This window comes from Corynebacterium sp. H78, from assembly GCF_037572275.1.
In the GTDB taxonomy this organism is placed as follows: Bacteria; Actinomycetota; Actinomycetes; order Mycobacteriales; family Mycobacteriaceae; genus Corynebacterium.
On sequence record NZ_JBBHKX010000002.1, the window covers coordinates 776357 to 790926 of the forward strand.

The following is a 14570-nucleotide window of genomic DNA, read 5'->3' on the forward strand; positions in this document are numbered from 1 at the left end:
GCGGACTATCGTGCAGAAGTCGGGGTAGCTGACTTGGACTGCGAGGTTGACGTCGGCTTTGATAGGGACGTTGAGGTCGACTTTGACCGTGACGGCGAGGTCGACGGCGACGTTGATGTCGATGAAGCAGCTGACTTTTTAGAGTCTTCCTTCAAAAAGCTGTTCACTTGGCGATCAAGCTCGGTGGCTAGCGTCTTTGCGAACGTCACGGAAACATGGTTGTTGTCGCGGTAGACGTAAACATTGCCAATGACGGCGGGGCAGCGGTTGTCATCACAGAAGACATCGGTGAAATCCACCGAAATTGCATCAGGCAGGCTTTCCAGGACTTCCTTTGACTCATTCTCGGTGGGAAAAGCCCGTTTGCGGGGAATATCGCACTTCGTCGGCGCATTACCTCCGTGCTTCGATGCGCGATCAGCGTCGGTGATAGGCATTTTCTGTGTGGTGTTGTCGTCTTCCATACATGAAGTCGGGGCAAACCGGTGCCCATCGGTATCGAATGGCCACGGATTATCTCGAATGCCGATGACGCGAATGCCTCGATCGGATACCTCATTGAGGAATTCTTCGTATGCCCACGGCATAAAGTCGACTCCGTCGCGACCGGCACGAGTGGTTGTCGTTACCACGACATCGGCCTTCACTTCGTCGAGGTAGTCAAGGACGTTGCGGTTAAACGCCTGGCAGGTCTGCGGGCGCGCAATATTATCCACCCAACCAAGCGCAGACGGGCAACCTTGGCGAAGCACGGTGATGAGTTTGTAGCCATTCTTCTTTGCAACCACATCGAGCGCTGGGAACCATTGCTCACTGTGCGAGCCGCCCACCAGCACCATCGTCTTCTTCGACTTCTTGTCTCCGTAGATACATGGGTGAAGTTCGGAAGCTGGAGCAGGGGTCATCGTGACGCATCCATCCAAGCCTGGCTTCGGATACATTTCACGAATGACATCTGGGTCTGGCGAGTACTCCGTTACCTTCGGAACCGGTTCCTTATCTGTTATTGCGAGCGCTCCCGGATACTTATTGACATCAAGAACTACAGTCTTCGCATCATCCAACCGCGAATCATGAATCGGTTGCAGCGACAACATCAAGCCAGCCACCACAATCAGTGCGACACCGGCCAGAGCCTTAGCCTTTGCCTTTCCGGATCGTCGCAAATCAAACCAGGCATTCGCCACAACTGGCTCAGTTCGGCCCGGTCGGCGGCGTGATTGCATCATTGGCTTTTCGACGAAGCGGTGCGTCAACCACGCCAACACCACGGAAACAACGATGATCCAGGTACCGAGCATTGCTGTTGGCTTCTTCTGGCCGAAATACGCGGTGGAAACAATCAGCAGTGGCCAATGCCAGAGGTACAGCGAGTAGGCGATATCGCCAAGGAAACGCATTGGACTACTGGAGAGAATCTTTGTTGCCATGCTCGGACGACCACCGGCAACGATGATGAGAACGGCTCCAGCAATCGGCCATAGTGCCCACGGGCCAGGGAATAGGCGTGCCCCGTCGAGGAAGAAGCCAGTAGAGACAACCATTGCCAGGCCGATGAATGGGAGAATTCGGTAAATAAATGGTGTGGCTTCTGTTTCGTCGGTCCGAGTAGTAGCTGCCGCGCTAGAGCGTGCGCGCAGACTTAGCGCCAATGCCAACACGGCGCCGAGTGTTAGTTCCCACAGTCGCGTGGGCAATGAGTAGTAGTTCAGGGGTTGGTTCTGCCCATGCTGAATCAGTGCCCACACGAACGACGCAATGGTCACTGGCACGAGGATAGCCAGCGCAACTGGGACAATCCGGCCACCTGTCGCGTCCTTTCCCTTGGATAGGAATCGAGCATTGCGCTTGGCGGCAGTCGAACCAATGTCGACCGAATGCTTGCGAAGGAGCCACGCGAGAATGGTGACAAACGTAATTGCGAGCACATAGAACTGTCCCTGTACTGACATGGACCACAGGTGCTGCAGCGGAGAAGTCTCAAGCGTTGCGGCCTCGTAATCTGCACCCTGTTGTGCAAGTTCATAGTTCTGAAAGTAAAGAACTGAGGCTGTCAATTGCGCTGCAATTTCACCACTTCGCAACGAAGGCACCAGCCATAACACGGCGACCGTAGTTACTCCCAGAGTGAGTAGCAAGCTTGGCAGGAGTCGTCGTAACGTTCGCCAAAACGACCACCATGGATTCATCGATTGTTCGGGGCGCTGCGCATTGCGGAGCAGCGAGCCAAGGAAAAAATAGCCAGAAAGCAGCAGGAAAACATCAACGCCACCGGAAACCCGCCCCACATAAACGTGGAATAGGACGACGAGTGCGATGGCAATACCGCGTAGGCCATCGAGGTCATAGCGGTATCGAGAGGCTCTGGATGATGCCATTCTGGCGTAGGGCTCCTCATGAGTTGTGCGAATATGGCGGATAATCTCAGTCCAGCGTTCAGATTCTAGTCAGTGAAGAACAGTTAAGCCTTGTTTGGGTCTGTGCCGGTGATTCCAGTGGGCTAGTAGCGGGAATTCCGGTTTTTGGAAATGGAGAGTCCCGCTGGTACTGTTTTTCAGGTTGCCACCTGGCAATACTGCGGAACATTAGAACTGACCACGGTCACCTAATGGTCACCCGCAGGAAAAACTAAGGGCTAAACCGGCCGAACAGAATTCAGCGTGTCCGCACGTCATTACTGTCGGTGTCATAAGAATTGCCCGTGACCACAAGATTTGGAGACTTCTATGTCCGTAAAGATTAAGCTTCAGCGCCTTGGCAAGATCCGTGCACCTCACTACCGCGTAGTTGTGCAGGATTCCCGCACTCGTCGCGACGGCAAGGTCATCGAGAACATTGGTACCTACGAGCCAAAGTCTGAGCCTTCCGTCATCAACATCAACTCTGAGCGCGCTCAGTACTGGTTGAGCGTTGGTGCACAGCCAACCGAGCCAGTACTCGCACTGCTGAAGGTCACCGGAGACTGGCAGAAGTACAAGGGCATCGAGGGTGCAGAAGGCTCCCTCAAGGTTGCAGAGGAAAAGCCATCCAAACTGGACCTGTTCAACAAGGCTCTCGAAGAGGCTAATAACGGCCCAAGCGCAGAGGCAATCACCTCCAAGCGTCGCGAAGCTAAGGAAGCTGCAAAGGCTGCTAAGGAAGCAGAAGAAGCAGCTGCAAAGGCTGAGGAAGCAAAGGAAGAGTCCGCTGACGAGGCTGCAGAGTAATTCTGCTCCGTCGCACTTTTAGTAGCTTTCGAGCTATGAACTAGCGCAGTAGACCGCCACTCATGTTCCATCAAGGAGCAGAGTGGCGGTCTTTTGTGCCCTATCGGCTACCATCTTTAGGGTGAATAGTAGCGACCTGGTGCAGATTGGCCGAGTGATCAAGCCCCACGGTGTCCGTGGCGAACTCGTTATTGACCCAACGACAGATGACCCGGACGGGCGATTCGCCACGGGCGAAAAACTCGTTGGAAAGCAGCGTGGCAAAGAGCGCGAGCTCGTCGTCAAGTCCATGCGCCCGCACCAGAATCGATTGCTCGTGGTGTTTGAGGAAATCAATGATCGAACGGAAGCGGAGACGCTGCGGGGAATGCGCTTTTATGCCGAGCCTGTGTTCGATGATGCCGATGAAGAAGCCTTCTATGATCACGAACTCGTTGGCCTCAGTGTGCTGAACTGTGGTGCTGTTGATGAGCAGACGGCTCACAATCGTGCCTACGAAGGTGCCCAGCCTGAGCCAGTTGAGGTTGGTGAAGTTGTAGGGGTGCTCCGCAATCCAGCTCAGCGCTTATTGGAAGTGCGATTGGAATCTGGGGAAGTTGTGCTCGTGCCCTTCGTCCACGCCATCGTTCCAATTGTGGATGTGGACAACGGCGCTATCGTCATTGCACCTCCCGACGGGCTGTTGGACATCAACTAGGAAAATTAGAGCAATTACGGCGGACCTTTCCCGGACTGGCCAGGACTGAAAGTAGAAAACACCGATGCGTCTCGATGTCGTCACGATCTTCCCCGAATACCTCGATCCGCTGCGCCATGCTTTGCTGGGCAAGGCGATGGAAGATGGCTTGCTCGAAGTAGGCGTCCACAATTTGCGACAGTGGGCTCCAGGTGTGCACCAGGCTGTCGACGATTCACCATATGGTGGTGGGCCAGGAATGGTCATGAAGCCAGAGGTGTGGGGGCCTGCGCTTGACGACGTTGCCACTGGAACGGGGCTTGCTGCTACCGGGGATTCCCTGGAAAGCGCCACACCGCATGTAACGAAACTTCGCCATGATGACATTGAAGGCTTGCCACGAGAGTCGTCGTATAGCGATGTTATGAACGAAGCGGACAAGCCGCTGTTAATTGTGCCGACCCCGGCTGGGAAGCCATTTACTCAGGAGATGGCGCGGAGTTGGTCGCACGAGAAACACATTGTTTTCGCGTGTGGGCGGTACGAGGGCATTGATCAGCGAGTCGTCGATGAAGCAGCGAATCGATACCGTGTGGAAGAAGTCTCGATTGGTGATTACGTGCTGATTGGCGGGGAAGTGGCTGTCCTCGTGATTGCAGAGGCCGTCGTTCGTCTGGTGCCGGGGGTGCTGGGAAACCGCAAGTCGCACGAGGAAGATAGCTTCTCCGATGGGCTCTTAGAAGGACCGAGTTACACCAAGCCTCGCGAGTGGCGCGGACTAGAGGTTCCTCCCGTATTGTTATCGGGGAATCATGCGAAGGTGGATCGTTGGCGACGTGACCAGGCTTTATTGCGTACGCAAGCACGCCGGCCAGAGTTGCTCGATGGTATTGACCTAAGCAACCGTGACCAGGAAGTGCTGGAGCGCGGTGGCAGCCCCGAAGAATGACAGGGGTTGCCTAGAAAGTTCATATGAATTGCTATATGTAGATAAGCGATAGACTTGCAGAACCGCAGTAAAGCCGATTTACGGCACACCATGGCTTGTGGCTTATATCTCGTTCGGAGCACTACATGAATTCTTCTCAATCCCCAGGCACGAGAACCCACAATATTTCGGATCACATGCCGGATCGAGAATCGCTTGTGCAATTGACCAAGTTCGTCTTTGACCGTGGCCAGCGACCACTGATCCGTGGGTGGTTCCACCTTGTTGCAGCATTCTTATCGATCATTTCTGGATCGGTGTTATCGACGTATGCTTGGATGACTCTGCCGTGGGTACAAGCAGTGGGCGTCACAGTGTACGCTCTCGGCTTCTTCAGCCTGTATTCCGTGTCTGCCGCATACCACCGTGGCCAGTGGAGACATAGGCACACAGTTGAGTGGTGGCGTCGCGCGGATCATGCCACAATTGCCGTCTTTATCGCATCGACTTACACGCCCTTGTGCCTCATTGCGTTACCAGGGGGCAAGTCGACACTCATGCTAACGATTGCATGGACAGGGGCTCTTGTTGGAGTCGTCCTCAGTCTTGTATGGATTAACCATCCGCGTTGGCTGGCAGTGATCGTGTATATGGTCATTGGCTGGCTTATTGTCCCGTTGATCCCCGAGCTGTGGAACAACGCTGGCCCCACCATCGTGTGGCTGCTATTCGCGGGCGGCATCGTGTACACGGTGGGCGCCATGGCCTACGCATTTAAGTGGCCTGGGCGTGAGGCTCGTTTGTACGGCTACCACGAGCACTTCCATACCGCGACAATTGTCGCGGGCATCATTCACCTGATTGCTGTGTGGATGGTCGTCGTCAACGGTTAAGAGTTAAAGCTCAGTTTCACTGTTTCAGATCTATCTACTCTGGATGGCCATCGAACCCGCCTTGGTCGCCTGTGTGCAGAATCAACTGCATGATGGCACCGTGTTTTGAGTGCACACTGTGTTCAATTCCTGCAGGAACATACAGCACAGTGCCTGGTTGGAGTTCCTCGGTGCGATTGCCAATCGTGAAATCGACAGCGCCTTCAATCGTTTGCACTGTGATCGCGTGCGGAGCATGATGCTCGAGTAGTCGCTGTTCTGGGCCGAAACGGAATACCACGATGGTTGCACCATCGGATGTTGTCACTCGCTTTGCGACGGCGTAGTCGCCCGGCTTTATTGCCGGAGCTTCAGCGCACAGGTCGATGAGGCGAATGTCTTGGAAGTCTGGATCGGAATAGCTAGAGCTGTGGGACATGGTTTCCCTAACGTGGCATCGTGTGTCGATTGTGGCGGACATACAGTTTCGTTGACGCATCGGCGTGCGTGACTCGAGGCTTATGTGACTCCACGTCTACACGGACTACGGCGTAAAGTCACGGGTCTGGTCCAACGGATGGCGCGGGGGATTAGTAACCGAGCAGGGACGTTGGGAAGTTGCCCGACGGACTCGAGTGCTAGAGGGATTTTCGAGGAAAGAGCAGAGGGGATAGGCATTGCATATTACGAGGCCACGACACGTTGTGGGGTGGATAGCTGCAATTGCGTTAGTTGCAGTGTTTGCATCGACTGCGCAGGGGGCGGAATTGGATACGCAGTTCACGCGCCTCGTTTCCGAGCAACGTGGCGGATCTCTCGATGAGTTCTTCATCGAGATCAGTCAGATCGTTCGTCCCCTGTTCATTGCACCTGCGACGCTGGTGGCTGCCGCCCTATTGTGGTTTCGGTTCCGCGCGTTGGCCTTGCTATTGCCAGTCTCTTTTGGCTCGGCGATCGCGATGACCTACGCGATGAAGTGGTTCTTGGGTCGTGAGCGCCCAGCAGGTGACTTGTCCATGGTGAACTTGCAGGACGCTGCTTTTCCGTCAGCGCATGTAGCTGGCACCGCAAGCGCGAGCATGGCGCTGCTTCAAATATTGATGCCCGTGTTGCGTCGTACTATGCGTCGGCTACTGGAAGTCGTAGTTCTAGCGCTGGTGGCATGTGTCGCCTTGAGCCGGGTGTGGATCGGTGCGCATTGGTTGACGGATGTTATTGCTGGCTTGTTCGTTGGTGTCGTTGGCTTGCTGATCGGCCTATTGGTGCTGCGGTCGTCGTGGTTTCGTCGGCTGATACGCACTCGATAGAACACAATGGGTGGGCGTCGTGTCTGAGCCAAGTCGGTTAGTGGCGTGGCGGTGTGACGAAGCTGCGTCGTGACGTCGGGAGTTGCTAACTCTGGAGTGACTGACGCTTGTGAAGTGCCTGGGCTAGTGCTGCAGCCCGGTCTGCGTCGTCGACGGTAATGAACAGATCGGCCCCAATAGTCCGCTCGATACGCAATGCTTCTCCTTTTCGAAGCAGGATCGCCGTGCCTTGGGGTCCTAGCCGGTAACCCCAGCCACCCCATTCGCCGGGGCTGATGTTCGTCGCACTGATCTTCTTGATGCGCGCATACGGGATGTGGCTGCGTGGAAAGCCGAGGCCGAACGACCAAGTAATGCCACTGTCATCAACTCGAACTCGGACTGAGCTCATGGCGATGCCGAGAACTATGACAACCAAGCCAATCGAAATAAAGATAATGGCACCTGCAGCGTCGCTGCGGGTGGCAGCGATGACACCCCAACCGAGTAGGAAGGCGCCGAACCCGACGAGGATAAATAGAGCCCATCGCGACATAACGCCACGACCAAACCACACTGCGCGAGTCGTTTCGGGGAGTTCGCGAGAACTGCCTTCCCGGCTTGCTTCTTCACTGTCAGGCAAGGGGCGGGAGATGAGAGCTCCTATGGTGCCGAGGATGAGGGCAAGGGCAAGAACCGTGAGAATGTGCCACCCCGGGAGAACGAAGCCGTTGGCTGTTTCGAGGCCTCGTTGTGGATGCGCAACCACGATCAACATTGCAGACATGAGCCCTGCCGTGCCGACTGCCGAGCCCGCCATTGCTCGTGCGCCCCAGCCACTAGACATGCCACTAGCAGCGAAACCAATGAGCAAGGCCGCCGCAGTTAGCCCTAGCAGAAACGATCCGATGCCAAAGAACTCGACGGAGGTAAAGCCGTCGGCCACTCCGTTGATGCCAAAGTGGGTCGCCAATGGATCTGGAAGTTCGGGGATGATCACCGAATACCACATCAAGCTCGACAAAGAGACGATCGCGATCAGTACGACAGGCGGGGCAATGAACCTGAACTTGTCTGCTGGTGTCGGTGATTCCATGTGAGTCGGCCGAGCGGTCATCTTTCTACTTCACTCCCCGAACCGTAAGTCCAGCTATTAACTCGTGCAGCGAAACTTGAGAAGAATGAGCAGCAGTCGCAAGTTCGTCTAGAGCTTGCTCCACGTAGCTGTTCTGGTCAGGACGCGTGACGACGATCGCCCCTCGGCCACGTCGCAGCTCTACCCACCCGTCGTCGCGAAGTTGTCGATATGCACGCAGCACAGTGTTCTTATTGAGATCGAGTGAGCCGGCAAGCTCCGCAGCGGTGGGCAACTTCTCTCCGGGGGAAACATCACCCGTGGCAATTGCTTGGCGAAGTGCCGCAACGAGCTGCGAGTACAGGGGAGTCAACGACGAGGTGTCGAGCTCGATGAGCATGTCTTACAGCTCCCTTCGGTTAAAGGCGTAGAGACCCACGGCGATTGCCAATGCGGTCAGGATGACGGTGGAGGCGATGCTGCCGACGAGGTCCGGTGTCTCCACGGTTGACCCTGATGATAATTCTGCAACGGCACTGAGGAGGCCAGCTGGCGACCAGGGGCGGGCTGCTGGCCATAAGGAGGCAATGGAGACGGTTCCGTAATAGCCGATACCTGTAGCAGTTGCGCCGAGCGCGTTGGCACCGGCTGACGACGCTGCCATAGTGATCGCGATAAGTGAGAAAGCGAATACCAAGTACAAAGCTGTTGCGACGATGGGGCGCCAGGGCTCTGTGACATCGCTGAAAAGAAGAAACGTGCCACCAATTTCCGCTGCAGTTGCTGCCATGAGTACACAAAGAATAGTGGTGCTGGCTGCAACAAAGCCGGTCAGCCACACCGCGCTGCGGCGAACTGGCCGAGCGAGAATTGCGACGATTGTTCCCTTGGACACATCGGAAGAGATGACAGCTCCGCCGATGATCGCGATGATCATAACGACGATCTGTGAAAGGTTGCTGGCCCATTGTGTCCATGAGTCGATCGACGTGGGGTCGGGTATCGCTGATAGATCTATGGGGATGTCCTCGGTGCCAACCATGGCTTGGAGCATCTCGGGCATATATCGCGCAGTGACAGGTGACAGTACTGCGAAAAACAGCGCGACGATGATCAACGTCCAAAGTGACCATGAATATCGAAGTGCAGTGAATTGACGGCGAAGGAGAGTACGCACTGTGTAAGCGTTCATCGCTTGTCTCCTAAGGCGTTGGCGAATGCATCTCCGAGGCTGGACGGTTGAGGGTGAACAACCACGTCGGAGCATCCTGCAGCTGTGAGGATCTCTGGAATGCTGTCGGGTGAGTCGGTCCGGAACGTGGCAACAAACTGGTTCCTTGGATTCGATCCGTACCTTTGCGTGAGTTCGTCGATAGTGCCTTGCGCAATAGCGCGACCATGGCCAAGAAACGCTGCATTGTCACAGACGGCTTCTACATCTGCCATGGAATGTGTGGAAAAGAACACGGTGGCGTGACCACGAAGGCGGCCAATGAAGTCCAGTACTTCAGCACGAGCGATCGGGTCGAGTGCTGAAGTAGGTTCGTCGAGAACAATGACAGATGGGGTTGCCAAAACGGCTTGGGCGATCCCGAGGCGTTGCCGCATTCCACGCGACAGGGCACCGATTGGCCTATGAACCTCTTCAAGTCGTGCCAGTTCCACCGCGTCGTGCACTCGTTGGCGCACATCGCGTCCCCGTAGATTACTCAGCTGGCCAACATAAGTTAGATATTCAGCAGGGCTTAACCATGGATCGAATGCTGGCACGTCGGACAAATACCCAAGGTTGCGCCTGGCCTCGATGCTGCCAGCAGGACTACCGAGAATAGATACTGAGCCCGAATCCGCATGACCTAAACCCATCAGAACTCGAATCGATGTTGTTTTCCCTGAACCATTAGGACCCAGAAATCCGAAGATACTGCCAACGGGGACCTCAAAGCTGAGGTCATTCAAGACAACATGCTTGCCGAAAGACTTGCGGACATTCTTGAAAGAAATCGCGTTCATTGCTGTTCATACCTGTCCACGAATGCTTGGCCGGCAGGGTCCCGCACTTGGTAGCCATTGGGGGCCGGTTGGTCCATTGCAGCTGACGGCCTTGCTTTGATCTGACGCTCACGACCGATCGTCAGAAACACCAGCGGGCCGATGATATTTACCAACAAAATCATAAGAACCCACAGCCCCTTGGAAAGGTGCTGAATGCGCTGTTTGGGAGTTCGAACTAGAACGATCAGAGCAATAACCAACAGGGCAATTTGCACCGCTGCGAGGGCAATTACCGCGATCAGAGGGCCATCGGACAACTGCATGAGTTCGTCGACGTTCATGGTTGGAACCTTTCTAGAGTGGCGCATCCCTTACAGCCCATTGTGCTAGTGGAACTAGCACAAGTCAAGGAGATGAAGATCTTATTCAACTGAAGGGAGTAGCCCTGTTGCGATCGTCGGCAAGCGAGCCCCGGTAACATCGTCGGAATGATCGCTTCAACCATTGCTCGTGAACTTTCCGTTCCTGAATCGTCAGTTACCGCAACTATCACGCTGCTTGACGAAGGCAACACCGTGCCGTTCATCTCTCGATATAGGAAAGAAGTCACGGGCGGACTCGATGATTCCCAGCTGCGTCAAATTGAGGAACGGCTGACGTACTTGCGGGAGTTGGAAGCTCGAAAAGAAGCGGTGCTCAAGGCCATTGAGGAGCAGGGAAAACTTACCGACGACCTGCGTGCCTTGATTCTCGGCTGTGAGACGAAGGCTCGCCTCGAGGACCTGTACCTTCCGTACAAGAAGAAGCGCAAGACGAAGGCGGATACGGCTCGTGAAGCGGGATTGGAGGCACTTGTCGACGATCTGCTGTCCAATGTTTCCGCTGATCCAGATGAGCTGGGTGCGAAGTACATCACGGAAGGATTTGCCGATGCCAAAGCCACTCTCGCTGGTGCTCGTGCCATCTTGATTGATCGCCTTGCTACTGACGCTGACCTCGTCGGTGCTGTTCGCGAGAAGGTATGGAATGACGGTCGAGCAGTCGCATCCGTAGTGCCGGGAAAGGAACAAGAAGGTGCCAAGTTCCGTGACTATTTTGAGCATTCTGAACCGCTAGAGACGATGCCTGGCCATCGAGTTCTCGCCGTGCTACGTGGCGAATCTGAAGGCATCTTGCAGCTCAATGTCGACGCTGGCGATGACACGCAGTACGAAAATATGGTGCGTGAGTCCTTCGATCTGCCTGAGTCTCAGTGGATCGATCAGGCCCTGCATTTTGGATGGCGAACCAAGATGGAAGTGTCGGCAGCTTTAGACGCACGCATGCGATTGAAGGAACGCGCCGAGTCTGAAGCTGTGGAGGTATTTGCGAGAAATCTTCGTGACCTGTTGCTCGCAGCTCCAGCCGGCCAGCGCGCGACGCTCGGGCTGGATCCGGGCTACCGAAATGGTGTGAAATGCGCCGTTGTTGACCAGACCGGCAAGGTGCTTGACACGGTGGTTGTCTACCCGCATCAGCCACAGAAACAATGGGACTCCGCACGTGAGAAGCTGGCGACGCTGTGTGCAACGCATCGCGTTGAGTTGATGGCCGTGGGCAATGGCACTGCCTCGCGGGAAACGGACCAGTTGGCGCGTGAAGTTGCGGACCTCATTGGTCAAGCTGGTGGAGTCAAGCCTGTTCCCGTGACCGTTTCAGAGGCCGGAGCCTCCGTGTACTCGGCATCGGAGATTGCGGCTCAGGAATTCCCTGACTTGGATGTGAGCTTGCGTGGCGCGGTGTCGATTGCACGCCGTTTGCAAGATCCACTTGCCGAGCTCGTGAAGATCGACCCAAAGTCCATCGGCGTTGGCCAGTATCAGCACGATGTTTCGCAGGCGAAGCTCGCGCATTCGTTGGATGCAGTGGTGGAAGACGCGGTGAATGCCGTCGGTGTCGAGGTGAACACGGCATCTGCTCCGCTGCTTAGGCGTGTCGCTGGAGTGTCGTCGACTATTGCGGAGAATATCGTCGCGTACCGCGATGAAAACGGTGCCTTTACCTCCCGCAAGGAATTGCTGAAGGTGCCACGTCTCGGGCCAAAGGCATTCGAACAGTGTGCAGGCTTCTTGCGAGTTCGCGACGCGAGGAATCCTCTCGATGCTTCTGCCGTGCACCCAGAGTCATACTCAGTTGTCGACCGTATCGCCCAGCAGGCTGGCCTCGGTGTCGCGGAATTGATTGGTAACTCCCGGGTGTTGCAGGGGTTGCGCCCTGCTGACTTCGTCGATGACGCAGCCGGCATCGGTCTTCCGACGGTGACCGATATCATCGCTGAGTTGGATAAGCCTGGCCGCGACCCGCGTCCGGAGTTCACCACGGCAACCTTTAAGGACGGCGTCGAAAAGGTCTCTGACCTGACTCCAGGCATGATTCTCGAAGGCACGGTGACCAACGTGGCGGCCTTCGGTGCTTTTGTGGATGTAGGAGTTCACCAGGACGGACTCGTTCACGTGTCTAACATGAGCCATGGTTTCGTGTCTGATCCACACGACGTCGTCAAGTCCGGCCAGGTTGTGAAGGTCAAGGTCATGGATGTCGATGTTGATCGTCAACGCATCGGCCTGACGCTTCGGCTTGACGACGAACCCGGCAACGATTCAGCCACGAAGAAGACAGCAGGGGCGTCGCAGGGCGGTGGAAGCCGTGGCGCGAATCGAGGCGACCAGCGGGGCAGTGGCCGAGGCTCTCGCCACGGGAAACAGGGCCGTCAAGGCCAGCAACGAAGCAGACAGCGCCAGGAGAAAGGCATCAATCAAGGCGGTGGCGGTTCTATGGCGGATGCGCTTCGCCGAGCGGGATTTGGTAAGTAGATCGCTGACTTGTAACTGATTGTTATCTCTCACTAATGCTGGAGATGTGATGCGTTTCCATTGTTGGCAATGCGCAGATCGCATCGGCGATTGATATCGCCAGCAATGTCGGTTGCCGTGCCATCGGGGACGACAACTACGTAGTTGGTCAAGACTGTATTGATGCGGACAGCATCTCCAGAACGGGCTGCAACGTAGATGACACCGTCACCGGAGGAGCGGATTCCTATGCCACCTCCGTCGGCCCAGTTGTAGGAGGTCGGCTGTGCTGATGTCACGATTCTAATGGGGACCGAGAAGTGCAGCCTGGCTGGGCCGCAACCAGAGTGAATGATGATCTCGTCATCAGTAATGCGTAGGCCAGTAGTTATGCCCATTGCGAGCAGCGGAGTGCACATCAAAAAAACGAGCCCAAGTAGTAGATTCAGGAAGCACAGGGCCGCACTAGTAATTAGCCACATCGTGAGAAAAATGATCATCAGCGATCCAGCTGTGACTGATACTGGTGCGGTGGCAGGGCCGCGTGGGAATGCAGGCGGTGGTGGGGTGCCTGCACGCATTCGTGCCAATTCTGGTGCTTCGTGAATGAACCGACTGAGATACGCGCCTGCAAGTACTCCCAGAATTGTAGCTCCCACCACAATTGGAGCAGATGGGGCAACATTGCGGGCATCAGAGATGCCTAACTGGGGTACCGCAGTGCCAACCACAATGCCTATGAGCAGAAAGACAAGACCATATGCAATAGGCATGGTCAACTTACGGAGCGCTAACGGCTGCTTATTGGTCGAGCTGGCTAATCCGATAAGCGAGCATAGACAAGCTATTCCCAACAGGACCGAGGCGAAAACCATCGGTGAAGTGAAGCCATCGGGCGTATTTGAACCTGACCAATGAGAAGCAAATGATTCAGGTAGGCGATCTCTAACAGCCAACGTCCATCCGTATGTCACTATGACACAAACAAGGGGGACCACGATGGTAACCCTCAGCGAACGACGATCCCATGTTGGTAAAGGCATCATAGCGCCAGGCTACCTAGATACCTGACCTGTAACGACGGGCGCTCGGAAGGCAGCGTCGTAAAGCAATCGGCAGGAGCATACCAGTGATTTGGTTCTGGCCAGCCACTCATGTAATACTTGGCCAGTTGTCTTTAGGTGCGTGACGCGCCAGGGCAGCGTTACCTGTTTCGGGCATGAACCGGCCGAGCGTCCCACGAGGGAAAGTGCCGCCAGGGTCCTCTGTCTATGCATAAAGCAAAGGAATAACTTCCATGAACATTCTTGACAAGGTTGATGCAGCATCGCTCCGCGATGACATCCCAGAGTTCCGCGCGGGCGACACCGTCGAGGTCAATGTAAAGATCGTCGAAGGTAAGACCGAGCGTATTCAGCTCTTCAAGGGCGTAGTCATCCGCCGCCAGGGTGGCGGCATCCGTGAGACCTTCACGGTCCGCAAGATCTCCTTCGGTATCGGCGTTGAGCGTACCTTCCCAGTACACTCCCCAAACATCGATTCCATCAAGGTCACCTTCAAGGGCGACGTTCGCCGTGCGAAGCTGTACTACCTGCGCAACCTGCGCGGTAAGGCTGCACGCATCAAGGAGCGCCGCTAATTCGGTGCCCCACAGGGCGCGTGTCAGAGCTCGAGTTTTCTCGGCTCCGGCACGCGCCCTGT

General features: G+C 55.7%; 15 protein-coding genes and 1 pseudogene. 7 read left to right on the forward strand and 9 right to left on the reverse strand.

The annotated features are described in order from the left end of the window. Positions 1 to 5 precede the first annotated feature (5 nt). Positions 6 to 2378 (reverse strand): acyltransferase family protein, encoded by a 2373-nt coding sequence (locus WG934_RS04615; RefSeq protein WP_339988896.1) that lies wholly within the window; start codon positions 2376 to 2378, stop codon positions 6 to 8. Between the two features lie 348 nt (positions 2379 to 2726). Here WG934_RS04615 and rpsP point away from each other — a divergent pair, with 348 nt between their 5' ends. The 4 genes from rpsP to trhA all read left to right on the forward strand — a co-directional run bounded on the left by rpsP (position 2727) and on the right by trhA (position 5703). After that, entirely contained in the window at positions 2727 to 3206 is a 480-nt protein-coding gene (gene rpsP, locus WG934_RS04620; RefSeq protein WP_339978051.1) for a 30S ribosomal protein S16, read from the forward strand. A 121-nt stretch (positions 3207 to 3327) separates the two neighbouring features. Beyond that, entirely contained in the window at positions 3328 to 3903 is a 576-nt protein-coding gene (rimM, locus tag WG934_RS04625) for a ribosome maturation factor RimM (protein ID WP_339978053.1), read from the forward strand. 64 nt (positions 3904 to 3967) lie between these two features. Next, on the forward strand, positions 3968 to 4831 hold the full coding sequence (gene trmD / locus WG934_RS04630; RefSeq protein WP_339988897.1) for a tRNA (guanosine(37)-N1)-methyltransferase TrmD: 864 nt from the start codon (positions 3968 to 3970) through the stop codon (positions 4829 to 4831). Positions 4832 to 5007: 176 nt separating this feature from the next. Beyond that, a complete protein-coding gene (gene trhA, locus WG934_RS04635) occupies positions 5008 to 5703 on the forward strand; it encodes a PAQR family membrane homeostasis protein TrhA (protein WP_339978832.1) in 696 nt (231 codons plus the stop codon). A 34-nt stretch (positions 5704 to 5737) separates the two neighbouring features. On the opposite strand, the gene WG934_RS04640 is transcribed toward trhA, so the two are convergent. Further along, the gene (locus WG934_RS04640; RefSeq protein ID WP_339988898.1) at positions 5738 to 6121 is read right to left on the reverse strand and encodes a cupin domain-containing protein; all 384 of its coding nucleotides are present in this window, start codon (positions 6119 to 6121) and stop codon (positions 5738 to 5740) included. 298 nt (positions 6122 to 6419) lie between these two features. Between WG934_RS04640 and WG934_RS04645 the strand changes: the two genes are divergently transcribed. Then, positions 6420 to 6989, forward strand: coding sequence for a phosphatase PAP2 family protein (locus tag WG934_RS04645; protein WP_339978058.1), 570 nt, complete (start codon positions 6420 to 6422; stop codon positions 6987 to 6989). Positions 6990 to 7074: 85 nt separating this feature from the next. On the opposite strand, the gene WG934_RS04650 is transcribed toward WG934_RS04645, so the two are convergent. From WG934_RS04650 to WG934_RS04670, 5 genes are read right to left on the reverse strand one after another with little or no spacing between them, the layout of a single operon-like run. Further along, positions 7075 to 8085 (reverse strand): DUF1648 domain-containing protein, encoded by a 1011-nt coding sequence (locus WG934_RS04650; protein ID WP_339988899.1) that lies wholly within the window; start codon positions 8083 to 8085, stop codon positions 7075 to 7077. Positions 8086 to 8089: 4 nt separating this feature from the next. Beyond that, a complete protein-coding gene (locus WG934_RS04655; protein WP_339978062.1) occupies positions 8090 to 8443 on the reverse strand; it encodes a GntR family transcriptional regulator in 354 nt (117 codons plus the stop codon). A gap of 3 nt (positions 8444 to 8446) precedes the next feature. Next, positions 8447 to 9235, reverse strand: a complete 789-nt coding sequence (locus WG934_RS04660) for an ABC transporter permease (protein ID WP_339978064.1) — start codon at positions 9233 to 9235, stop codon at positions 8447 to 8449. Continuing rightward, positions 9232 to 10056, reverse strand: a complete 825-nt coding sequence (locus WG934_RS04665) for an ABC transporter ATP-binding protein (protein WP_339988901.1) — start codon at positions 10054 to 10056, stop codon at positions 9232 to 9234. Before WG934_RS04665 ends, WG934_RS04660 begins: the two co-directional genes overlap by 4 nt. Then, complete coding sequence (locus WG934_RS04670; RefSeq protein ID WP_339988902.1) at positions 10053 to 10379, reverse strand: PLD nuclease N-terminal domain-containing protein; 327 nt, start codon at positions 10377 to 10379, stop codon at positions 10053 to 10055. The genes WG934_RS04665 and WG934_RS04670 overlap by 4 nt, the downstream gene beginning before the upstream one ends. 147 nt (positions 10380 to 10526) lie before the next feature. On the opposite strand from WG934_RS04670, the gene WG934_RS04675 reads away from it, so the two are divergent. Beyond that, positions 10527 to 12890 carry a Tex family protein gene (locus WG934_RS04675; protein WP_339988904.1) on the forward strand — a complete coding sequence of 788 codons (2364 nt, stop codon included), beginning with the start codon at positions 10527 to 10529 and terminating at the stop codon, positions 12888 to 12890. A 32-nt stretch (positions 12891 to 12922) separates the two neighbouring features. On the opposite strand, the gene WG934_RS04680 is transcribed toward WG934_RS04675, so the two are convergent. Further along, the gene (locus WG934_RS04680; protein WP_339978072.1) at positions 12923 to 13642 is read right to left on the reverse strand and encodes a hypothetical protein; all 720 of its coding nucleotides are present in this window, start codon (positions 13640 to 13642) and stop codon (positions 12923 to 12925) included. Positions 13643 to 13738: 96 nt separating this feature from the next. Then, positions 13739 to 13915 (reverse strand): annotated as a pseudogene (locus WG934_RS10420) (DUF1648 domain-containing protein); the annotation flags it as partial. Positions 13916 to 14166: 251 nt separating this feature from the next. Between WG934_RS10420 and rplS the strand changes: the two are divergent. Beyond that, positions 14167 to 14508 (forward strand): 50S ribosomal protein L19, encoded by a 342-nt coding sequence (gene rplS / locus WG934_RS04685; RefSeq protein WP_339978074.1) that lies wholly within the window; start codon positions 14167 to 14169, stop codon positions 14506 to 14508. The last annotated feature ends 62 nt before the right edge of the window (positions 14509 to 14570 follow it).